We start from the raw sequence: 23223 nt of genomic DNA, 5'->3' as shown, positions 1-23223 counted from the left end.
CGCTTCTTGCTTTCGAATCGATTCTTATTTGCTGCTTCCTGCGTCAAAATACCCCCCCGACTCGATGCGGAGCGACAAAGATGGATGGTTTTCATTGAACCGTCATCCGCCTCGGTTAAACTCAACAACTAATTCCGGGCACACTGGAGCAAGGCGCAATAGGAATTAAAGTAAAATAGATCAGGCAGATAAGTTAGGGCGTGGAACCGAATCGTAGGAATCTGCGGGTAAAGCTTAGACACAAACGATCAGCGGTAGAACGATTGTCGGTCAGGTCTGCCAACAGCTAACTGATTATTGAATTCGAAAGCAAGACTCGGAGTGCGAGCGATTGTTGACGTTGATAAATTGCTAACCGACATCAAATCAATCTGCAACTTTTTAAAGGAGCACATCATGAATGCGTTAGCAAAAAAAGAAAGGCTTGCTGCCGAAACAGTTAATGATCCGCGCTGGGCGGCCATTGTCGCGCGTGATCCTGAAGCGGATGGCAAGTTTTATTACACGGTCAAGACCACGGGTGTGTACTGCCGTCCCTCCTGCGCGGCCCGTCTGGCTCGACCGGAAAATGTCGGTTTTTATCCCACGCGCGAAGAAGCCGAGAAAGCGGGTTTCAGGCCTTGCAAACGCTGCCATCCTGACCGGCCATCACTTGTTGTGCAATATGTGGCAAAGATTACCCAAGCCTGTCGCATTATTGAAGAATTGGGAAGCGCTCCAAGTCTGGATGCACTAGCAAAGCAGGTGGGTATGAGCACTTATCACTTCCATCGCATATTCAAGCAAATTACTGGATTGACACCCCGGCAGTATGCAGCGGCGCTGAGAGAGAGAAAGATACGCGATGAACTCGGCCGTGGCAGTGCCGTGACGGAAGCGATTTTTGATGCAGGCTACAATTCCAACAACCGTTTCTATGAGAAGTCAAACGAGATTCTCGGCATGACGCCGAGCAGTTACCGTACTGGCGGTACTAAGGCTGAAATACGCTTTGCCATCGGTGAATGTTCGTTGGGATCGATCTTGGTGGCACAAAGCGACCGCGGTATTTGTGCCATTCTTCTTGGTGACGATCCCGGCAAGCTGGTACGCGATCTGCAGGATAGCTTTCCCCGCGCCGACCTGATCGGGGGAGATGCTAATTTCGAGCAGCTCGTCGCCAAGGTAGTCGGTTTTATCGAAGCGCCCGGTATTGGCCTTGAGTTGCCGCTGGATGTCCGCGGTACTGCATTTCAGCAGCGCGTGTGGCAGGCGCTGCGGGAAATCCCCGTGGGTCAGACCGCCAGTTATACAGAAGTTGCCAGACGTATCGGTTCACCGACTGCGGTACGGGCCGTGGCACAGGCCTGCGCGACAAACAAGCTGGCAGTCGCCATTCCCTGTCATAGAGTGGTACGCAACGATGGTACCCTGGCTGGTTATCGCTGGGGTGTGGAGCGCAAGCGCACGCTTCTTGAGAAAGAGACGGGAATGCCAGCCAAGGAATTGCAGGCATGAATACGATAAACGAGCTGAGCAGGAAAGTACAAGAAATTACACCGGCCAAGGATATTGCCGACCTTATAAAGACCGTAGATTGGAAACGGATATCGGATAATCTGGATGCACAGGGTTTCGCGGTAATCGAAAATCTCATTGCTCCTAAGGAATGCGAAGCATTGGCTGACCTTTATCCGCGCGATGAGATTTTTCGCAACCGCGTCGTGATGGAGCGTCATGGCTTCGGCCGGGGAGAGTACAAGTATTTCAGTTATCCGCTTCCCGGTATCATTTCGGAACTGCGAACATCTATATATCCGTGGCTTGCGCCCATCGCGAACCGCTGGAATGAAGCGATGCGCATCGACGTTCGGTACCCCATCGAGCACACGAAATTCATTAAACAGTGTCATGAGGCGGGCCAGTGCCGTTCAACTCCATTGCTATTGCAATATGAGCCCGGTGACTACAACTGCCTGCATCAGGATTTGTACGGAGAGCATGTGTTTCCGATTCAGCTCACTATACTGCTATCGGAGCCAGAGCGAGATTTTCTGGGTGGAGAATTTGTATTGACCGAGCAGCGGCCGCGCATGCAGTCGCGCCCCGAAGTTGTTACACTCAAGCAAGGGGATGCAATGATGTTTGCCGTGCATTATCGGCCGGTACAAGGCACGCGGGGAATATATCGAGTTAATATGCGGCACGGCGTCAGTCGCCTGCGCTCTGGCCATCGCCATACCGTCGGAATCATATTTCACGATGCAACCTGAGAGCAAATAAAGATGACATTGAGTCTGTTTCAGGATATGGAGCAATGCCAGTCAGAGCGGGAAGAACTATGTCCCGGCGCTATAGTGTTACGTGGCTTTGCGGTTCTGCATGAAGTCGCTATTTTGGAAGCGTTGCGCGATATTACAACCAGAGCTCCATTTCGTCATATGGTCACTCCCGGCGGCTTCCGGATATCAGGACAAAAATGAGCGCGACTTTGAAGCTCCTATCGTCTCAGTTTCACTGGGAATTCAGGCCATTTTTCTGTGGGGCGGCTTACACCGGGAGAACAAGCCGATGCGAGTGCAACTGACGCATGGTGACATCATGGTATGGGGAGGACCGGCGAGGCTGCATTACCACGGTGTACTACCAATCAAGGAAGCCTGCCATCCATTAACAGGCACCTATCGAATCAATCTGACCTTCAGAAAAGCGACTTAGTTTGAATCAATCAGTTCTGCATGCTGATTAATTGAATTACAATCGAATACACCGATCGACCGTCAATAAGAAATATTTATGACATTCATCAGAATGTCATAAATATGTCATGCTTTATTAATATTATTACAACATCTATTAGCTGATAGTGAATATCAATGGAGTAGTTGATGGCTGTAACAATACTGATTGTTGAAGATGAGCTTGCAATTCAGGAATTGATCGCGCTTAATTTAAAAAAGGCCGGTCATATGGTTTTATGTGCGGGAGACGCGGCACATGCAAAACTTCTGATCAACAATGTCTTACCCGATCTGGTATTGCTGGATTGGATGTTGCCTGATATTACCGGTTTAGAATTTGCACGCAGCTTAAGACGCGAAGAGCGCACCAAAACCATCCCGATCATCATGCTCACAGCCCGGATTCAAGAGAACGACAAAATTGCCGGGCTGGAAGCCGGTGCAGATGATTACATCACCAAACCATTTTCACCGCGAGAATTACTGGCCCGGATTAAAGCGGTATTGCGTCGCCGCCTGCCCGAAATGTCCGATGAAATTATCGACATTGGGGGCCTGAAACTGGATCCCACCACACACAGGGTTCACGTGTACTCCGAGTATGATTCTGCAAAGCTCTCAGAAATCATACTGGGCCCAACGGAATTTCGTTTGTTGCATTTTCTGATGGCGTATAAAGAACGTGTACATACGCGAGCCCAATTGCTGGATCGTGTCTGGGGCGATCATGTTTTTATCGAAGATCGGACCGTCGATGTGCATATCCGCAGACTACGCAAAATTCTTGAAACAGTCGGTAAAGAAAATCTGGTGCAAACCGTACGCGGGACAGGTTACCGGTTTTCTGTCGAACGCAGCGAAGAAAGCATAGGATAAAATCAAAAAATAAGCTGGTTAATTGAAAATGCAGTAATTAACCCAATAAAAATTAATAATTGCATAAGCCCCGCCATGCCATCCTGCTTATGGCACCATCGTTGGCGGATTCTGCAATCAATTCACAGATGTAACGCGTATTACGCGGGGATCATCGGCAAACTCAAGCAACAAGCGCCGCACGCGCTCCTGCCATGCATCAGCAAATGCAGTCTGTTGCGCCGCATCGGCACAATCCTGCAAGATAGCCATCAGGCGCTCCCCCTGAGCGGGGTCAGCCGATATCAACGAAACATCAAGCGTCACCGCCACGCTTGTGTTGGTGTCGAGGCGCGTAAAAACAATGGCTTCCCCCTCGCGTTGCGATGCAAAACTGAGCAATCCCTTGCGCCGGTGGCGCCCGCGTATCCCGTGAAAACCGTTACCTGCGGCAGCACCTGTCAGTAACGTCAATACTTGCGCCATGACGCCGGTGACACCGTCATCCTCCGGCGCAGGCATATGCACGGCGATATTGCCACGCTCCGCAGGCTCATTGGGATAAAGCGCAGTCAGCGCCGCACGCCCGATCAAAAATGCTCCGGCAACGGTTGGGCAGGAATGCCCCGCCAAACGCACAGCATCCAGATAATGATAATCGAACCGGCCACCTTGAGCAGCGCCCAACATGGCAGCAAAGGGATCATGAGTACGCACAACTGGAGCCTGTTCATAAAAATCAGGAAAATTCGCCATTTTTACCTCTTGGTATAGATTGGATTGATTTCTCGGCTGCAAAAATCATAGCCGGATGCGACTGTAATTGGGGGAAAAGCACCCGCTCTTCATACCGCACATGCGCCGCCAGTAAATCGCCAAACCGGCGCAAACGCATTGCGGGATCAAGCGTACAGGATTCACAGGCCAGGCTGCGCAGTTCTTCATGGTCAGTAAGAATGCGCGTAATAATTTCAGGTTCCAATGTGTCCTTGGCAAACTGCAATAGCGCCTCTTCCTGAGCAAAATGCGTTACCAACACATCCTGCCAGTGCGCTTCGATATGCTGCACCGCCGCCAAGCAAGTAGCCATGTCATTACTCTCCGCCGCTTTCCGGGCAGCACGTGCTGTCACCAACGATGAATGATGTTCACGTGATAAAGGAACTAAAGCACCAGCTCGGGGCATGATTTTTTAAAGATGACACACAAGCAACAATGGTTAATGAATTATGGTACGCTGAAATCGATAAAAATTCGATTTATTCTGGTAGTGCTGCTATTTTGATGAATCAAGATAATGCTTTCAGCTCCATAATCAGGAGAGTTGATTCTGATCATCATCAATCGACAGAATAATATTCATTTTTTATACATAAAATATATTTTAGGAATCCTTATGGCATTCTCACCACCCAGAAATATTGAAATATTTGATCGGATTACTGCATATACGCTCATAAAACTATATGAATCCTTTCCAATACCACTAAATCTCAATTTAAATGAAATTTATGATGAAATTGCTCAAGATTGTACAGATGAAAATGAGGCAACTCAGATTTATACCACCTACATAACAAGTACAATATTGTTCTTAACCGAGGAAAAATTTATTCAGCATGATCAAGATCCCAATCTTATAATCAGCCGAGAGTATTTTAGTGCAAAACTTACTCTTAAAGGATTAGCACTCCTTGGAGCAATTCCTAAAACCGTAAATGAAAGAATAAATAATACTCCTCAATCTTCCTTCATTGAACTTCTTAAAGATTCTTTTAAGGTCGGAACGAAATCCGCTTTATCTGATGTTTTTAGATCACTATGGATACATGCTTTAAGAAATATTTCAGACTAATTATCACATAGAATCCCTATTAACTCATGGCATTGCATCGCAACATCAAGAAATCAATACGGCAAAGCTACTGATTTCCTTTCCCATAACTCCAATACAACATAAATCCGGTAAACAGCATTCCACCCAATAGATTCCCTACAATCACCGGCAATCCGTTCCATAACCACCAATCCGCGATAGTAATATCCGCACCCAGCCACATGCCCGCGGGAATTACGAACATATTGACGATGGCGTGTTCATAACCGAGACCGAAAAAGGTCATAATCGGCAACCACATCGCGGCGATTTTTCCCGCGGTGGTGCTGGACGTGAAAGCCATCACGGCACCCAGCGTCACCATCCAGTTACATAATATCGCGCTGGTAAAGGCCGTGATCGTGCCATCGAAACCCAATTTGGCGTATTCGAGCGTTTTAGTCTCGGCAATCGCGATAGTTCGTTGCAATGCGGGAATGGTTTCCGGATCAATCGTTCCCATTTTGGTCGCCACAATACAATATAAATAAGCATACGCAACGCTGCCGATCAAGTTACCAATCAATACCCAAGTCCAGTTGACGAACAAACGCCCCAATGAAGTTCTTTGGGCTTTGACGGCAATTGGAATCAACGCAAAATTGCCGGTGGCCAATTCCAATCCGAGCAGCACAATCATGACAAAACCCACCGGAAACACCAGAGCACCTGCCATGCCCCAGCCTGTCTGTGTGGCTGTCAGAATCGCCAATGTAGTGGCGTAACCGAGAAAGGCGCCTGCCAAAAAACCACGGATCAGCAATTGCCTGACTGGCAGGCCCGCCTTTTTGGCACCTGCCTGCAACATGTTTTCGACAATCTCTTCCGGTTTTACATACGCCATGACCCTACTCTCCCTCGAACCCATTCAAGGCAGCGATTTTAGCGCATTATCGGATGACGTGTTTTCGGGCAAAAAGATTTGCAGCAGATCGTTCAAAAAGCGCCGACCCAGAACAGTGGGTTTAATGCGTAGATGATCATGAACCAGCAAACCGCGCTGTTCGGCCTCATCCAGTTGTTGCTGCACGACAGCAATCGGTAACCCGGTACGCTCCAGAAACAGCGGTGTATCAAATCCGCCGGTAAGCCGCAGCGCGTTCATCATGAATTCAAAGCTCCGATCTGCGACCGTCAATTCCTGCTGCACCTGGATTAATGATTCACCCATCCGGGCTTTGGTCAGATATTCCTTGGGTTGTTTATAGCGCATCTGGCGCACGATTTTATCGGCAAAGCTGATTTTACTGTGCGCGCCTGCACCGATGCCGACATAATCCCCAAACAACCAGTAATTCACGTTATGGCGCGACTCCTTCCCTGCACGCGCGAATGCCGAAGTTTCATAATTACGGTACTGATGGTCCGAGGTGGTCTGTTCGATCATATCCTGCATCGCTGCAGCTGCTTCATCATCGGGCAGCTTGGGCGGGAAACGATAAAACAGTGTATTGGGTTCCAGCGTTAAGTGATACGCGGAAATATGCGTAACACCGCAAGCACATGCTGCCTCGATATCCGCCTGAGCGTGTTCCAGGGTTTGTCCGGGTAATGCGTACATCAGGTCGAGATTGATATTATCGAAATACTTCAGTGCAATATCCACTGCCCGATGTGCTTCCTGATCATCATGCACGCGACCTAGCGCCTTCAGATGCTGCGGATTGAAGCTTTGTATGCCGATCGACAGGCGATTGATACCCGCTTTGCGAAAATCCGCGAATTTTTGCGCTTCGAATGTTCCGGGATTAGCTTCCAGAGTGACTTCGGCGAAGTGTTCCAACGGCAGCAGTGTACGCACTGCAGTCAACACTGCGTCCATTGCTCCGGCGCTAAATAGACTGGGTGTCCCCCCCCTAAAAATACGCTGTTGAGCCGCCGCCCCCACACATCCTGAAGCGCAGACTCAAGATCCCGTATCAACGTGGCGACATATTCCTCTTCAGGTACCCGGCTTTCGTCGGCGCGAAGTTCGTGTGAATTAAAATCGCAATAAGGACATTTTTTCAGACACCACGGAAAATGAACATATAAACTCAGTGGCGGCAGCGATTTAAGCTTCGGAGTCTTGCAATCAAGCATTGAGCTAACCAATTTTGCGTAACGTCAATAGTGGCGGACTGGATAGCGCCGAGCGCGTACCCAGTAAACCCGCCACTAAAACACCGATCACACCTGTCAATGTGCCAATCACCCAGATCCACGGATTAAATGTGTAATCGAAATGCAAAACATGCTTGCTGATGACATAGGCAAGCGCGCTGGCACCAGCAGATGCAAATAAGCCGGCCAATCCGCCCAGAATCGCAAACTCGGCAGCCCAGGCGCGTGACAACTGCTCCCGCTTGGCACCCAGTGTTCTGAAAATGGCCGCTTCATAAATGCGCTCATCTTGTGTTGCGGCAATCGCTGCATACAGTACGGCGAATCCTCCCAACAAAGTAAATAAAAAAACAAATTCAATGGCTTGAGAAACCTGCTGGATCATTTGCTGTACCTGATTGATAACCACAGCCACATCAACGACCAGAATGTTTGGGTATGTTCTGACCAATTCGTGAATCATGGAAATTTCTGCTGGCGGCACATAAAAGCTGGTGACAAAACTGGCCGGATAGTCATTCAGCAAACCCGGAGGCACCACAACAAAAAAATTAGCCCGGAAAGTGTCCCAATCTACTTTTCTTACACTGGTAATCCTGGCTGTGAAGTGACTCCCGGCAATATCATAAGTCAATTCATCCCCCAACTTCACGCGAATGGTTTTGGCTATGCCTTCTTCAATCGACAGTTCAGCCTCTTGGGTGCCCACTTTCCACCAGGAGCCCTGAATGATCTGGTTATCCGATGAAAGTTCGTTTGCCCAGGTTAAATTGAATTCACGCCGTATGTGCCTCTCGGCATGCAGATCATCCTTATAACTCTTAGGTGACACATTTTTACCATTAATCTTGACCAATCGCCCCTTGACCATCGGATACATCGGCGGCGACTCTATCTCGTATTGCTGAAAAAATTCTTGCAGCGATTGCACTTGATCCGCTTGTATATTTACCAGGAAGTGATTAGGTGCATTAGGAGGTAAGCTAGCGTGCCAATCGTCAATCAAGTCATTCTGAATCAAAGTCAGCACAAGTAATGCCATCAATCCCAATCCCAAAGCCACGGCTTGCAACACGCTTGAAATCGCACGACGGTGAATACTGGCCAAACCATAACGCCAGGCACCGCCGGCTTGATGACGCAGACCTGAAAGCACCTTAATCAGCAACCAACCGAAGCAACCAAAAATAATAATCGCTGCAACAAACCCCGTCACGATATAAAGACCCAGCTTCAGATCCTGCGCTTTCCAAATAAACAATAGCGATAAAGTTATCAATCCCAGTAAATAACCTGCCAAACTGTGTGCATTGGATAAGCCGATGTCTCTACGCAACACACGTAACGCCGGAACGCTACGCAAATTCAGCACCGGCGGTAATGCAAAACCTACTAATAGCACTAAGCCAACCAGCAATCCTTGCAACGCTGGCAACCAACTTGGCCAGGGCAATGCAGTATCCACGATACCGATCAGCCAATGCGCCAGAATTTGTTGCGCGGCAAAGCCTATCAAACAGCCGATGGCGCTGGCAATAACACCCAGGGTAATAAAATAATACCAATAGAGATAAAATAGTTGCTGCTGGCTGGCTCCCAGACTGCGCATTACAGCGCATCCATCCAAATGGCGCTGAGTAAACCGGCGCACTGCTAATGCAATTGCTGCGGCTGCCAAAACCACACTGGCCAATGCGGCCAGACTTAAGAATTTTTCCGCACGTTCCAACGCGGCTTTAATCTCGGGACGCGCATCGCGAATGCCTTCCACCCTTTGTGTTTTTGTCAGTTGTGGTTTTATCCAATCGCGAAATTGCTGCACTGCTTTTACTTCCCCTGCCACCAGCAGTTGATACGAAACACGGCTGCCTTCTTGAATCAAATCCGTTTCTGATAAATCGGATGCATTGATCATGGCGCGTGCACCCATATTGATGAATCCCACCGAGTGATCCGGTTCGCGTACAACCAGTTCGGTTACGGTTAGTTGCGCCGCCCCGACATCGACCACATCATTTGCTTTCAGATCGAGTCGCGTCATGACTTTCTCATCCACCCAAATAGTACCCGGTTGCGGTATAGTGTCGGCTATCGTAATTTCTGGTTGCTCTGCACGCGACATTGACGACCGGCTAGCCAGATGTATACGCCCGCGTAAGGGATATCCCTCAGTCACCGCTTTAATTTCCGTGAGCAAATTATTCTCACCATCAGAAATCAAGCTGGGAAACTTGGTTAACGAGGATATGGTTAACCCCAATCGACTGGCCTCATCGGCATACATCTCCGGCAAAGGCCGACTCGAAATGACCAGTAAATCGGCGCCCAATAATTGATTACTCTCACGCGTGAGGGCCAATTCCACCCGCTCGGCAAAAAAACCTACCGTGGTCATACCGCTCACCGCAATGATCAATGCCAACACCAGAACATTAAGCTCACCTGCGCGCCAATCGCGACATAACATACGGAAAGACAATTTCAAATGACTCATAATGAAAATTATCCCTGTGCTGAAAAGATGAAATGAATAGCAATAATGCCAAGCTTCTGCAACTATTGCACCAATTTGCCGTCCGCCAAGCGAATCTGACGCGAACAGCGCCGTGACAATACTTCATCATGAGTAACCAGAACCAATGTCGTACCATGCTCACGATTAAGCTCAAACATAAGATCAATGATCTGTATACCGGTAGCCGAGTCAAGATTCCCAGTGGGCTCGTCCGCCAGCAATAACTTAGGATCCGTGGCAAAAGCACGTGCAATGGCAACCCGTTGCTGCTCTCCCCCGGACAATTGTTTAGGATAATGATTCAGGCGTTTGGCCAGTCCTACGCGCTCCAACAATTTCCGGGCAATCGCTTCAGCATTTTTGTTCTGTTGAGAAAGCTCCAAAGGCAACATCACATTCTCAATCGCTGTTAACGCGGGTAATAATTGAAACGATTGAAAAACAAAACCCAAAATTTTCCCGCGCAAAGCCGCGCGGCTATCCTCATCCAATGTAAAAATATCGACTGCATCCAGATGAACTTTCCCTGCGGTTGGCAAATCCAATCCTGCCAGCAAGCCTAATAAAGTAGATTTTCCCGAACCGGATGCGCCTATAATTGCAACAGCTTCACCCGCATACACTTGCAGATCGATATCTTGCAATATCGTAAGTTGTGTATCTCCGGTACTGACCTGCTTGGTCAATGCATGTGTCCAAAGAATAGGTTGATTAACATGATTATCTAACATGAAAAAAAATTTCCTGATTATTCTGATTGTTGTTTTTACTATCTGCGCTCCGGCAGTCGCATCCACCAAAACTATCTTGGTCTTTGGCGATAGCCTATCCTCCAGCTATGGCATATCGACCGAAGCAGGCTGGGTTACACTGCTGGAACAACGATTACAGTCAAAGTATGCTGATTATCGCATCATTAACGCAAGCATCAGTGGCGAAACGGCATTGGGTGGTCGCAATCGAATCCGACAAGCGCTTGAAACACATCGCCCCGAAATTGTTATCGTTGAACTTGGTGGAAATGACGGTTTACGCGGTACATCGATCCAATCCATTTATGAAAATCTAGCTGCCATTATAGAAGAATGTCAACAAAACAACGCACTGGTTTTACTTGCCGGCATGCAGTTACCACCGAATTATGGCAAAACGTATACGCAAAAATTCCAAGCCATCTTTCCGCAATTGGCCGAGCGTTATCAAATCAAATTAATACCATTCTTACTAGCTGGTTTTGGCGATAAACACGAATTCTTCCAAGCTGATGGAATACATCCTACCGAAGTCGCACAGAAAAAAATTGTAGAAAATGTCTGGGAAGTTTTGCAAACCATGTTTAAAACTGAACAAATTGCCACCAATCCGGATATTTAGTTGTATATTGTATCATCGCAACTTCATCAAAAGAACTTAAACTAAGCCTTTAGATTCGATCCAGATCGTCGATGAATTTCTGCAGATCACTGGACAAAGGCGACCGCAGATTGATACGCTGTCCTGAAACAGGGTGTGTGATTTGCAACGAATGAGCGTGCAAAAACATACGCATCAGTTTACTCTTCCCGTCCCCGCCACCTTTAGCGAGTCGCTTGTTAATCTCAAAATTACCATATTTATCATCTCCCAAAATGGGAAAACCCAAATGTGCAAGATGAACACGGATTTGATGCGTGCGTCCGGTTTTTATTTGTGCATCCAATAAACTGAAATTATCCCAGGATTTATCCAGCTTAAATATCGAATGAGAAGGCATCGGCTTGTTGCCAGGACGAATGCTGGTGACTACAGCAACACGCCTCTCACCACTGGCCGTCACATATTTGTCAAGTATCAGCCTTACATGCTGTTTAGCATTGAGCCACTTACCTTTGACCATAACCAAATAGTGTTTCTCCACCAGGCCTTCGCGAATTTGTCGATGCAATTCAACCAATGCACTGCGTTTCTTTGCCAATAACAGCACACCCGAAGTTTCCCGATCCAAACGGTGCACCAACTCTAGAAATTTCCATGATGGGTTTTGCGCACGTAATTGCTCGATCACGCCAAAGCTGACGTTACTTCCGCCATGAACAGCCATTCCACTTGGTTTGTCAATAGCCAGCACTGCATCATCTTCATATAGATGAGTAAAAGAGAAAAAATTTAAACAAGTAATTGCAGTTCGATTTAAGGAATCTTTTGTTTCAATTTTAACTGGTGGAATTCGCACCATATCGCCTAATCGCAATCGATAGTTAGCATCTATCCGCTTTCCGTTAACACGTACCTGACCACTTCTTACCAATTGATACAAATGATTTTTGGGTACATTCCTAAATCGCTTGAATAAAAAATTATCGATCCGCTGATCATCTCCATCTTCTTTCACACGCTCTTTGGTTATTGATGTAATAGATTCCATACTTTAATTATATATTTGATTTAATGAAATCCCAGATATAATATGTAAGCTCCAAGGGGATGTAAGGGGATTAAGCATTTTTTCTCTATAAAATTAGACATTCAAGACATAATATGCATTATAAATTCGCTGCTTTAGCTCATGTACTCTTAGATTAACGAATGAGCAGCTTAAAACAAAGTGGCGTTTGGAACTTTATGTAAAATCTGTTACCTTAAACAGCTTGCATAACATCTATAAATATCGTTGAGCTTAAAACTACAAAGTCATTCAACATATTAAATAAATTAATAAAAAAGAAACACTTAATTGACAAATATTTTTTGTAATTCAAACAATAAACCCAAACCTCGTCATTACAACTACGTACACCGGAAAAATCTATCTATTCGACAAATTATGGATAGTGCATGGACAAATAAAACACGTAAGGTTTGTAAATGAAACGAATGTTATTTAATGCGACACAACCTGAAGAGTTGCGCGTTGCAATAGTAAACGGTCAAACGCTGATCGACCTCGATATAGAATCTGTAAGCAAAGAACAACGTAAAAGCAATATCTATAAAGCTGTTATTACACGCGTCGAACCCAGCCTGGAAGCTGCGTTTGTTGATTACGGCTGTGAAAGACATGGTTTCTTACCATTTAAAGAAATCGCCCCCTCGTGTTTTGCTGAAAGCAGCAATCCTAATGCGCGAATCCAGGATCTTCTGCAAGAAGGACAAGAACTCATTGTTCAAGTCGATAAAGACGAACGAGGAACTAAGGGTGCTGCATTAACGACTTATATCTCTCTGGCTGGCCGGTATTTGGTTTTAATCCCTAATAATTCCAATAGTGGCGGCGTGTCGCGTCGCATCACAGGTGAAGAACGCAATGATTTACGCGAAGTCATTGCAAAACTTGAAATTCCCACAGGGATGAGCATTATTGCCAGAACTGCCGGAATCGGTCGCAGTAAAGAAGAACTGCAATGGGATTTGAACTATCTGACACAACTTTGGTATGCCATTGAAGAAGCTGCCAATAATCAGGATGGTGTTTTTCTGATTTATCAAGAAAGCAGCCTGGTTATCCGCGCAATTCGTGATTATTTTAGTCAAGAAATTGGTGAAATCCTGATTGACAGCCGTGATATCTATGAACAGGCCAGTCAATTTATGGCACACGTTATGCCTGCAAATGTGGATCGCCTTAAGTTTTATCACGATGATGTCCCCTTATTCTCACGCTTTCAAATTGAACATCAAATAGAAACAGCCTATTCCAGACAGGTTTCTCTTCCTTCAGGCGGTGCGATCGTTATCGATCACACTGAAGCATTGGTTTCGGTTGACGTAAACTCAGCCCGTGCAATCCGCGGTCTGGATATCGAGCATACTGCGCTCAATACCAATCTTGAAGCAGCGGATGAAATTGCTCGTCAATTGCGATTAAGGGATTTGGGTGGATTAATTGTTATCGATTTTATCGATATGGATGTACAGCGCAATCAGCGTGAAGTTGAAGCTCGATTGCATGAGGCATTGCGGCAAGACCGCGCGCGTATTCAAGTGGGGAAAATTTCGCGTTTTGGATTACTGGAATTATCCCGTCAACGTTTACGTCCATCATTAGGGGAAAGCAATTACATTCCATGCACACGATGCCAAGGCACTGGCTTCATCCGTGGAACCGATTCTTCGGCGCTGCATATACTAAGAATCATCCAGGAAGAAGCCATGAAAGAAAACACCAACACGTTACATGTTCAATTGCCGGTTGATGTGGCCACCTTCTTGCTAAACGAAAAACGTGCGGAAATTTATGACATTGAAATGCGTCAAAGGATCAATATTGTTCTGATCCCCAACATTCATATTGAAACACCTAACTATAGTATTAATCGTTTACGCCAGGAAGACCTGAGATCAAATGAAGCAGTCGCCAGTTATAAATTGGTGGAAAAAAATACTGAAGATAACAATCTAGTATTTTCCGAACAGAAAAATAAACCTATCCGTCCTCAAGCTGCGGTTCAAGGTATAACCCCTACTCTACCCGCACCGGTACGGGAAGATAAATCACGCGACACTTCGTTGTTGGATAAATTCTTCAGTTGGTTTAAGCCTGTTAAGAATGAAGAGATCAAATCCGATCCTGAGAAAAAACAACAGATTGACATTGACAAAAACAAAATGTCTCAAGAACGCACGCGATCGAGAGGGCGACGTGGAAGAAATCGCAATGAGCGCAATAAGGATGCCTCTATGCACAAGCCGGTTAAATCAGGCGAATTGACAGATTCCGGTACCACCGCTGCGATACCGGAAGAATACCCCATCTCAGCGGTATTTGGTGATACGCTAGAGCAATCTACAGAACGAAAAAATGTCGGAAGCAAGTCTTCTCCGCAATACCATCCGGATTCTGATGAAAAATCACTGCCAGACAATGCACTGATCAGTGAAACAGAAAATCATGACGGCATAGATGCAAAACCCGTGGATCGTAAACGTACGCGCCGGCATCGCGGAAATAAGAATCGCGATCAATCCGCACGCGCTAAAACTTTGGTTGAAAATCAGGATATTTCGGATACTCCATCGACTAATGAAGATAATTCGGCAAATTTTATACAGGATATTGAAACATCCACTCAGGTCATTGAACCTGCTAAGAAGCAATCCGTGAGAAAAGAAGTTACAAAACACCCTGCTGACAATTCTGAAATAACCGGTAGCAATAATCTTCCCGATGAATCATCTCTTGTACAACAACAGGAAGTCCCTGTAACTAAAGCACTTCCGGATTTCACGGAAAGTGGCCTCGTGATGATAGAAACACCGCCCGAAAAAGTTGAGCTGGCAACCGAAGAAATCGTTAATCCTAAAAGACCACGAAGAAGAAAAACCAAGCAAATCTCCGATGCTCCCGTTGAGCCGTTAATGCAAATCGAAACACGCGAATGAAGCCTGTGCACACTGCAAGCGCATATAATTTTCTAGTGCGCTTGTTCCCAGTTATCTCCGACTCCGATCTCGATTACTAGCGGTACGTCAAGCTGCAGAACATCACCCATATACTTGGGCAGGCTAGATTTTATTAATGCAACCTCATTATCTGGAACCTCCAGAACCAACTCATCATGGACTTGCATAATCAGCTTGCTGTGTAATTTTTCCTTGTGTAACCAGCTGTGTACCGCGATCATTGCCAACTTTATAATATCAGCGGCAGTGCCTTGCATCGGTGCATTAATGGCAGCCCGTTCCGCCCCTTGCCGGCGATTGCCATTGGCATTGTTAATCTCGGGCAACCATAGCCTGCGTCCCAGGACAGTTTCAACATAACCCAGCCGTCTGGCTTTCTCGCGGGTTTGCTGCATATAGCTCTCCACTTTCGGATACCGGGCAAAATAACGCTCCATATAAGCACGGGCAGCACTACGCTCAATGCCCAATTGCGTCGCCAAACCGAACTCGGACATACCGTAAATCAAGCCAAAATTAATCACCTTAGCATAACGGCGCTGTTCTTGATCAACCTGACTCAAGGGAATCCCCAGAATTTCTGCAGCCGTTGCACTATGAATATCTTCTCCGGCCGCAAAAGCTTTTAACAAACCCTCGTCTTGGGAAATATGCGCCATGATGCGTAATTCTATCTGTGAGTAATCGGCTGAAATAATCCGGCATCCCGTTGAGGCTATAAACGCTTCACGAATTCTGCGGCCCTCGCTGGTACGCACTGGAATATTCTGCAGATTAGGATCCGAACTGGCTAAGCGGCCAGTCACAGCGACGGCTTGGGAATAATTGGTATGCACCCGCCCGGTATTGCGATCCACCATAAGCGGTAATTTATCCGTATATGTGGATTTCAATTTAGACAGACTACGATAATTAAGTAATAACTTCGGTAATGGATAGTCCAATGCAAGCTGCTGCAATACATCTTCATCGGTAGAAGGGACCCCCGTAGGTGTTTTTTTGACGATCGGTAATTTAAGCTGGTGAAACAAAATTTCCTGTATCTGCTTGGGTGAATTCAAATTGAACGGCTGTCCGGAGATGTCATAGGCTTGTTGTTCCAGCGCATGCAACTTTTCACCCAGTTCGTGACTCTGCTTTTGTAACAATTTGTAGTCCAATAAAACGCCATTTCTTTCAATCTCAAATAACACACTGAGTATCGGCATTTCTATTTCACGATAGATATGATTCAATTGCGCGTTACTTTGGATATCGGGATACAACGTTTGATGCAAACGAAACGTGATATCTGCATCTTCCGCAGCATATTGCGTGGCGGTATCAATCGCTACTTCATCAAAGCCGATACGCTTGGCGCCTTTCCCGGTAACATCGTCATAACTGATCGTTTTAACATCGAGATGGCGCAACGCCAAATTATCCATATTATGAGGACGATGAGATTCCAGCACATAGGATTGCAGCAATGTATCATGAACGATACCGTTCAACTGAATACCATGGGTGGCAAAAACATGTTTATCGTATTTTAAATTCTGCCCCACTTTGGGCTTTGTTGCACTCTCCAGCCACGGCTTAAGTTTCTTTAACGCGCGATCAAACGAAAGTTGCTGCGGCACCCCGGGATACCTGTGCATCAATGGAAGGTAAGCTGCATGATGGCTTTCAACGCAAAACGAAATACCCACCAGTTTTGCCTGCATTGGATTCAGACTGGTGGTTTCGCTATCGATCGATACCAGCTGCGCTGTATCCAATCGAGTTAACCAATCATCCAATTCCGCGTCGGTAAAGATCGTTTGATAAGTTACTGATTGACCCATAACGGCTTTATCATTTCCGCCATCGCCCGCGGCCAGCTGGTTTTCACTCACAGTGGCTGATCCCGGTTGATTCGGATCTGACGCCCCTCTTTGTTGACGTAATTCACGCAACGACGTCCTCATATCCAGCTGCTCGTAAAGCCGTGCCAGTTGTTCGGTATCTTGAGGCTGCAAGGCTAGATCTGTGATTTTAATTGGCAAATCCACATCACATTTGATGGTGATTAACTGGCGCGCGGTATCGAACCAATCCAAAGCCGTGCGTAAATTATCACCTATTGCCCCTTTGATTTCATCGGCATGTGCAATGATGTTATCCAATGATCCATATTGCGTCAGCCATTTCACGGCTGTTTTGGGTCCTACTTTGTGTACCCCGGGGACATTATCCGATGTATCGCCTACCAGCATCAGGTAATCCAGCATGCGCTCCGGCGGCACACCAAATTTGGCTAACACGCTCGCTTCATCAAGTACTTCATTACTCATGGTATTGACCAATGAAATATGAGAATCCACCAGTTGCGCAATATCTTTGTCTCCGGTGGAGATAATGCACCGCATATCAGCTTCGACCGACTGCCTCGCCAAGGTACCGATAACATCATCCGCCTCCACACCGTCAATAATCAGCATCGGCCAGCCCATAGCACGGATGCAGGCATGCAAGGGTTCGATCTGGACTGCCAGTTCCATAGGCATAGAAGGTCTATGCGCTTTATACTCAGGATAAATCTCGTCACGGAAAGTTTTACCTTTTGCATCAAACACACACGCGCTATAATCCGCGTGGTAATCCTTGTGCAAACGCCGCAGCATATTGAGAACACCATGAATAGCGCCCGTTGGTTCATTATTGCGATTACGTAAATCAGGCAATGCATGATAAGCGCGGTATAAATACGATGAACCATCAACCAGCAACACTGTTTTCATTTATAAATTTCCTATGAGCTTGCAAGATAAACCTAAACCGATCGCCCCCCTGTCCGTGGATAAACCCTGGTCAGCCAAAGAGTCATGGCGCCTGTTTGGAATTATGGCAGAATTCGTGGAAGGAACAGAACGACTCGATACCATTCAACCCGCTGTCAGCATTTTTGGCAGTGCGCGTACCCATCCCAACAGCCCACACTATAAATTAGCTGAGCAAATTGCCAAACAACTTTCTGATGCCGGCTTTGCTGTAATCTCCGGCGGCGGTCCGGGTATTATGGAAGCGGCGAACAAAGGCGCTTATTACGGAAAATCACCCAGCATCGGCTTAAACATCCAATTGCCACACGAACAACATCGCAATGCATTTCAAGATATCAGCCAGACTTTCCGGCATTTCTTTGCCCGTAAATATATGTTTGTTAAATTTGCCACCGCTTACGTCGTGCTTCCCGGCGGCTTCGGAACATTGGATGAACTTATGGAAGCGTTAACTCTGGTACAAACAGGAAAAACCCGCAAAATGCCTATTATCCTTGTTTATTCAGCATTCTGGCACGGCTTGCTCGACTGGTTCCAACACGCGTTGATTGCTGAAGGCTTTATCTCAATCGATGATATGAATCTGATTCAAGTTATCGATGAACCCGAACAAGTTGTCAGCGCAATTTTCCAATATTACGAAACCAGTGGATTTGAGCCATCTGCCGCTGAACGAGAAATTCAACTCAATTTATAACCCTCAACAGCGATTTTAGGTAGAATACGGTAATCCTGACCCGCCGGGAATCATTCATGCACCTATACCCACTTATTTTAATTGCATTGCTATGTTCGATACCGCCTGCAATGGCGGAGTCAGGGCATCCCCAGCAATCGAAGAAACCTAAGCACCCCGACAATCTTATACCCTTACCTGAGGTTCCCGAACTGCCCCCTGAAACCGATTCTTCACCGCCGCTGCCTGAGATTCCGATAGATCCTGAACTGGAAACCGAAGTCACCATTATTAAACGGGGCGGAGATACCATTGAAGAACATCGCGTGAACGGTGAACTTCTGATGATCAAAGTGATTCCGCGTATTGGCCCCCCTTACTATTTGAAAAAGAATCCTATCAGGAGTCATCACGATCATGCGGGTGAGGGCGGTATTGATGTTAATCCACCTATGTGGCAAATATTGAGATTCTGATGATAATTAATAGGCAGCTATTTGTATTCCATGAATAATCGGTATTTCTACATTCGCACCTTTATTTTCTGCTAATTCATGTCTGTTTTCACACCTGTTACCGATAACCAGCTTACGATTTGGTTACAAGATTATGAACTTGGGAAACTCATCCATTTACAAGGCATCACATCAGGTATAGAAAATACCAATTATTGGGTCACCACTACGCAAGGCAAATTTGTTTTAACTCTTTTTGAAAAACTTACCAGCCATGAACTACCGTATTATCTGAATCTGATGGCGCATTTGTCACAACATAATATACCCTGCCCCGCACCAATCCCGCGACTGGACCGAAAGTTACTGGGTGAACTGAACGGCAAACCGGCAACAATTGTTACATGCTTGCCCGGACAATCAGTGATTCATCCAACCGCTATGGAATGCACGGAAGTCGGTACTGTGCTGGCCAGGATGCATTTAGCAGGAGGTTCGTATCACGAAAAAATGAATAATCCTCGCGGATTAACATGGTGGCAAGCCCGAGCACCCGAGATCACACCTTTTTTATCTCATGCAGAAAATCATCTGCTCCAAAATGAATTGGATTTTCAGTTAGCGCAACACAAAGTCACATTACCCAAGGGAGTTATTCACGCCGATTTATTTCGCGACAATATTCTGTTTACCGATCATACAATAGGCGGTGTCATTGATTTTTATTTTGCTTGCAATGATAATTTCTTATACGACCTGGCCATTACTGTAAATGACTGGTGCATGGCTCAAAACAAAACTCTGGATGAAACCCGCACACTTTCTTTGCTGAAAGCCTATCATGATATTCGCCCGCTCACTGCGGTCGAACACGATGCCTGGCCTGCCATGCTGCGCGCAGGCGCATTACGTTTCTGGATTTCCCGGTTATACGACTATCATTTGCCACGCCCGGGAGAATTAACGCACGCCAAAGACCCGGCACATTTCCGGGAAATATTGGAAAATCATGCCGCAGATTCGATAAAACTGCGGCAACTCTGGCTGTAACTCATTATTCATATTAATCACCGAATTCAACTGGAGAAACATCAATGGAAATTCATCAAGTTAATGCAAAACAGGGATTGCAATGGATCTTAAGCGGCTTCTACCTGTTCCGCAAAGCCCCGCTAGCCTGGGTATTTGTATGCTTTTCCTTGATGTTGATCGCTATTACCATGTCATTGGTGCCACTACTGGGGAAATTTATTTTCACCTTGATTTCACCCGTTTTTCTGGCCGGTATCATGCTGGGCTGCAAAGACATGGAACAGGGTAGACCTTTGGATATATCGCATTTATTCATGGCTTTCAAAACCAATCCAGTACCCTTAATCACTATCGGCGGCATCTATCTGATCGGGCAAATTCTGATTATTGGTTTGGTCATCCTGGTTGGAGGCTCTCAAATGACGGACATGCTGCTATATGGAAAACGAGTCGATGAAAGCGAGCTCATGGGCGTCATGAGCAATATGCTCACAGCATCGTTGCTTACATTAGCGCTTTCCATTCCGCTCATGATGGCATCCTGGTTTTCTCCGCTATTGGTGATCTTTCACAATATTCCGCCTATTGCCGCCATGCAAAAAAGCTTTTTTGCTTGCTTAAGAAATTTCATTCCTTTCCAACTCTATGGCATCACGCTCATCCTTCTAACCATTCTGAGCATAATGCCTTACGGTGTGGGACTCGTGATTCTGATTCCAACGATTTTCACTTCCATTTATGTGAGTTATAAAGATATTTTCCTGAATGAACCCCTCCGGTTCAAAAATAACGAATCCGGGCACGATTATCAGCAAGCAAACTGGACTAATGCCACTGAAGAATCAAAGAAGGACGAAGCTGAAACAAAAAAACATTATCCTGCATCGGATAGCAAATTTATCCATTCGAATTCCAGAGAACTCGTTCAGTGCGCACAGTGTAACGTACCGGTACCGCGGGATGAGGCCATCCAAGATAAAGAGCAATTTTTTTGTAGTGAGGAACACCTTCAACTATACAAATCCAAGTCTAGCTCATCGCAATAGAAGGAGAAATGTAGAAGTAAACATCTCAGTTCAAAATCAAAGGAATATCTATTGAAACGTATTTTTATTCTAAAAACTGACGACTGGATAAACATTTTAAACTGGGCAGTTTGGCCGTTTTTTGTTATTTATATTATTAGCATGGTTGTATGCCCTTTTATTGTAGGAAAAGGGGAATTGATTTATGTGCAAAGTGTGTGGCACAGTTGGCAATCTCTCAATGTTGGCATACTTGCTTTTACTTCAAGTTTAATCGCTTTCAATATATCTAGATACAACGCTAAAAAACAAAGCGAGCGCGAATTTGTCGCTGCTCGAGCATTCCTTCCTGAGACCCTAAGCGAGCTTACTTCATATTTTCAGCAGTGTTCTCCTTTGTTAAAGGAAGCTTGGGATAGAGCAAATAATGCAAAGGATAAATGTAAAACACCTTTAAAAAAACCATTACCAAAATTGCCCTGTTCATATAAAAAAATATTTAGCCGTTGCATCGTATTTTCCAAACCGGATTTTGGTGAGCACTTAGCTTGTATTTTAACTCGCTTACAAATTCACCACTCAAGATTACAAAGTTTAGAAAACGAATTTAGTGAAAGTAGCAACATAGTACAAATTCCTCAAAATATAGTTTCGTATATGTATTCTCTTGGAGAATTGCAAGCTCTTGTTAATAGAATATTTGAGTTCTCTAGAGGTCGGGAACAATTTGATGGTTCACCTTTAAAGCTTGAGGAGTTTCGTACTGCTTATTTTGGTCTAGGGCTCGATATACCAATTGACCTATTCGATAATCTTTTTTATTTTACGCAACAAAGATTAGTAGAGAAGTCATAAAGCAAAAATAGATTCAGATTTTACATCATTTAATATTCTCATCTTTTCTACCTCCCTCATATTCCGACTTATAATGGCATAACTCGCTCCAAAATGCTCTCCACATGAATCAACATACAATGTCTGCTCCGTATCTTCGGAACGGATTTTATATCGCTCCGAAAATCTTTCATTACCCCAATCCAGGCCAATAATGGCTATCCGGCAGTGGCCGCTTACCGAATATCGCCTGCCCAACCCGCACCACCGTTGCACCTTCCTCAATCGCCAATTCATAATCTCCCGACATGCCCATTGATAGCTCGTCAAATGACAATCCAGCCGGTGCTTCCTGGCGCAACATGGCCTGGATTTCACGCATTTTGACGAAACATTCGCGCACCCGATCGTGATCCGAAGAAAAAATGGCCAATGTCATCAGTCCTTTAATCCGCAACGACGAATAATTGGGGAGTTTCTGGACAAAATCGCGTACATCCTCAGGTGGAAGACCGAACTTGCTGGCCTCGCCGGAACTGTTGATTTGCACATACACATCAATCGCCCTCCCTTCATTTTGCAGACGCTTGTCGAGTTCCTCGGCAACTTTAAGGCTATCAAGTGCTTGAAATTCATTGGCGAAGCGAGCCAGATATTTGGCTTTATTGGTTTGCAAATGACCGATGACCGCCCATTTGATGTTTAAGTCGCTCAATACCTCGGATTTCTCGCGCGCTTCCTGAATCTTGTTTTCGCCCATTTCGTGACAACCCGCAGCGTAGGCAATGCGCAATCTTTCCGCAGGCACCGTTTTTGTTACTGGCAGCAATCGCACACTGGCAGGATCACGTCCCGCTTTCTTGCAAGCATCAACAATGCGTTGCTTGACAGTTGAGAGATTGTTCTGGATGTCTTTGAATTGCTGCTCTGCGCTGAATTCCACGGGCTG

At 45.8% G+C, this 23223-nt stretch carries 21 protein-coding genes and 1 pseudogene; 13 read left to right on the top strand and 9 right to left on the bottom strand.

Annotated features, from left to right (window positions below; genetic code table 11):
- Positions 1–396: 396 nt before the first annotated feature.
- The 5 genes from ada to phoB all read left to right on the top strand — a co-directional run bounded on the left by ada (position 397) and on the right by phoB (position 3596).
- The gene (ada, locus tag CPG39_RS13730) at positions 397–1497 is read left to right on the top strand and encodes a bifunctional DNA-binding transcriptional regulator/O6-methylguanine-DNA methyltransferase Ada (RefSeq protein WP_096294112.1); all 1101 of its coding nucleotides are present in this window, start codon (positions 397–399) and stop codon (positions 1495–1497) included.
- The gene (locus CPG39_RS13725; RefSeq protein ID WP_096294111.1) at positions 1494–2252 is read left to right on the top strand and encodes a 2OG-Fe(II) oxygenase; all 759 of its coding nucleotides are present in this window, start codon (positions 1494–1496) and stop codon (positions 2250–2252) included. The genes ada and CPG39_RS13725 overlap by 4 nt, the downstream gene beginning before the upstream one ends.
- Before the next feature lie 12 nt (positions 2253–2264).
- On the top strand, positions 2265–2462 hold the full coding sequence (locus CPG39_RS14825) for a hypothetical protein (protein ID WP_231990458.1): 198 nt from the start codon (positions 2265–2267) through the stop codon (positions 2460–2462).
- Positions 2392–2697, top strand: a complete 306-nt coding sequence (locus CPG39_RS13720; RefSeq protein ID WP_231990453.1) for an alpha-ketoglutarate-dependent dioxygenase AlkB — start codon at positions 2392–2394, stop codon at positions 2695–2697. The genes CPG39_RS14825 and CPG39_RS13720 overlap by 71 nt, the downstream gene beginning before the upstream one ends.
- 170 nt (positions 2698–2867) lie before the next feature.
- Entirely contained in the window at positions 2868–3596 is a 729-nt protein-coding gene (gene phoB / locus CPG39_RS13715) for a phosphate regulon transcriptional regulator PhoB (RefSeq protein WP_096294110.1), read from the top strand.
- Positions 3597–3713: 117 nt separating this feature from the next.
- On the opposite strand, the gene CPG39_RS13710 is transcribed toward phoB, so the two are convergent.
- On the bottom strand, positions 3714–4331 hold the full coding sequence (locus tag CPG39_RS13710; protein WP_096294109.1) for a hypothetical protein: 618 nt from the start codon (positions 4329–4331) through the stop codon (positions 3714–3716).
- Complete coding sequence (locus CPG39_RS13705; RefSeq protein ID WP_096294108.1) at positions 4315–4761, bottom strand: hemerythrin domain-containing protein; 447 nt, start codon at positions 4759–4761, stop codon at positions 4315–4317. The genes CPG39_RS13710 and CPG39_RS13705 overlap by 17 nt, the downstream gene beginning before the upstream one ends.
- A gap of 210 nt (positions 4762–4971) precedes the next feature.
- Here CPG39_RS13705 and CPG39_RS13700 point away from each other — a divergent pair, with 210 nt between their 5' ends.
- Positions 4972–5430: a hypothetical protein gene (locus tag CPG39_RS13700; RefSeq protein WP_096294107.1), complete on the top strand. Its 459-nt coding sequence runs from the start codon at positions 4972–4974 to the stop codon at positions 5428–5430.
- A gap of 67 nt (positions 5431–5497) precedes the next feature.
- Here CPG39_RS13700 and CPG39_RS13695 read toward each other — a convergent pair whose 3' ends face one another.
- The 4 genes and pseudogenes from CPG39_RS13695 to CPG39_RS13680 all read right to left on the bottom strand — a co-directional run bounded on the left by CPG39_RS13695 (position 5498) and on the right by CPG39_RS13680 (position 10800).
- Positions 5498–6295 (bottom strand): formate/nitrite transporter family protein, encoded by a 798-nt coding sequence (locus CPG39_RS13695; protein ID WP_096294106.1) that lies wholly within the window; start codon positions 6293–6295, stop codon positions 5498–5500.
- 24 nt (positions 6296–6319) lie between these two features.
- Positions 6320–7533: pseudogene (gene hemW / locus CPG39_RS13690) on the bottom strand (radical SAM family heme chaperone HemW).
- A 4-nt stretch (positions 7534–7537) separates the two neighbouring features.
- The gene (locus CPG39_RS13685; RefSeq protein ID WP_096294105.1) at positions 7538–10048 is read right to left on the bottom strand and encodes an ABC transporter permease; all 2511 of its coding nucleotides are present in this window, start codon (positions 10046–10048) and stop codon (positions 7538–7540) included.
- Positions 10049–10110: 62 nt separating this feature from the next.
- Complete coding sequence (locus tag CPG39_RS13680; protein WP_013647067.1) at positions 10111–10800, bottom strand: ABC transporter ATP-binding protein; 690 nt, start codon at positions 10798–10800, stop codon at positions 10111–10113.
- On the opposite strand from CPG39_RS13680, the gene CPG39_RS13675 reads away from it, so the two are divergent.
- On the top strand, positions 10799–11443 hold the full coding sequence (locus CPG39_RS13675) for an arylesterase (protein ID WP_041362177.1): 645 nt from the start codon (positions 10799–10801) through the stop codon (positions 11441–11443). The genes CPG39_RS13680 and CPG39_RS13675 overlap by 2 nt on opposite strands.
- 49 nt (positions 11444–11492) lie before the next feature.
- Here CPG39_RS13675 and CPG39_RS13670 read toward each other — a convergent pair whose 3' ends face one another.
- Positions 11493–12473, bottom strand: a complete 981-nt coding sequence (locus CPG39_RS13670; protein WP_096294104.1) for an RluA family pseudouridine synthase — start codon at positions 12471–12473, stop codon at positions 11493–11495.
- A gap of 440 nt (positions 12474–12913) precedes the next feature.
- On the opposite strand from CPG39_RS13670, the gene CPG39_RS13665 reads away from it, so the two are divergent.
- Positions 12914–15427, top strand: coding sequence for an Rne/Rng family ribonuclease (locus tag CPG39_RS13665; RefSeq protein ID WP_096294103.1), 2514 nt, complete (start codon positions 12914–12916; stop codon positions 15425–15427).
- A gap of 32 nt (positions 15428–15459) precedes the next feature.
- Here the strand turns inward: CPG39_RS13665 and polA are convergent, their stop codons facing one another.
- Complete coding sequence (gene polA, locus CPG39_RS13660) at positions 15460–18210, bottom strand: DNA polymerase I (RefSeq protein ID WP_096294102.1); 2751 nt, start codon at positions 18208–18210, stop codon at positions 15460–15462.
- A gap of 13 nt (positions 18211–18223) precedes the next feature.
- On the opposite strand from polA, the gene CPG39_RS13655 reads away from it, so the two are divergent.
- The 5 genes from CPG39_RS13655 (at position 18224) to CPG39_RS13635 (ending at position 22295) form a co-directional block, all read left to right on the top strand.
- Positions 18224–18949, top strand: coding sequence for a TIGR00730 family Rossman fold protein (locus tag CPG39_RS13655; protein WP_096294101.1), 726 nt, complete (start codon positions 18224–18226; stop codon positions 18947–18949).
- Between the two features lie 56 nt (positions 18950–19005).
- Positions 19006–19404 (top strand): DUF2782 domain-containing protein, encoded by a 399-nt coding sequence (locus tag CPG39_RS13650; RefSeq protein WP_096294100.1) that lies wholly within the window; start codon positions 19006–19008, stop codon positions 19402–19404.
- Between the two features lie 78 nt (positions 19405–19482).
- Positions 19483–20433 (top strand): homoserine kinase, encoded by a 951-nt coding sequence (locus tag CPG39_RS13645; protein ID WP_096294099.1) that lies wholly within the window; start codon positions 19483–19485, stop codon positions 20431–20433.
- Positions 20434–20477: 44 nt separating this feature from the next.
- Complete coding sequence (locus CPG39_RS13640) at positions 20478–21461, top strand: BPSS1780 family membrane protein (RefSeq protein ID WP_096294098.1); 984 nt, start codon at positions 20478–20480, stop codon at positions 21459–21461.
- A 51-nt stretch (positions 21462–21512) separates the two neighbouring features.
- The gene (locus CPG39_RS13635) at positions 21513–22295 is read left to right on the top strand and encodes a hypothetical protein (RefSeq protein ID WP_197702886.1); all 783 of its coding nucleotides are present in this window, start codon (positions 21513–21515) and stop codon (positions 22293–22295) included.
- Positions 22296–22467: 172 nt separating this feature from the next.
- On the opposite strand, the gene CPG39_RS13630 is transcribed toward CPG39_RS13635, so the two are convergent.
- Entirely contained in the window at positions 22468–23217 is a 750-nt protein-coding gene (locus CPG39_RS13630) for a YggS family pyridoxal phosphate-dependent enzyme (protein ID WP_096294097.1), read from the bottom strand.
- Positions 23218–23223 lie beyond the last annotated feature (6 nt).

It is taken from the genome of Nitrosomonas ureae (assembly GCF_900206265.1).
In the GTDB taxonomy this organism is placed as follows: domain Bacteria; phylum Pseudomonadota; class Gammaproteobacteria; order Burkholderiales; family Nitrosomonadaceae; genus Nitrosomonas; species Nitrosomonas ureae_C.
The sequence above is the reverse complement of the archived record's forward strand: the minus strand, read 5'-3'. Positions and strand labels throughout refer to the sequence as shown.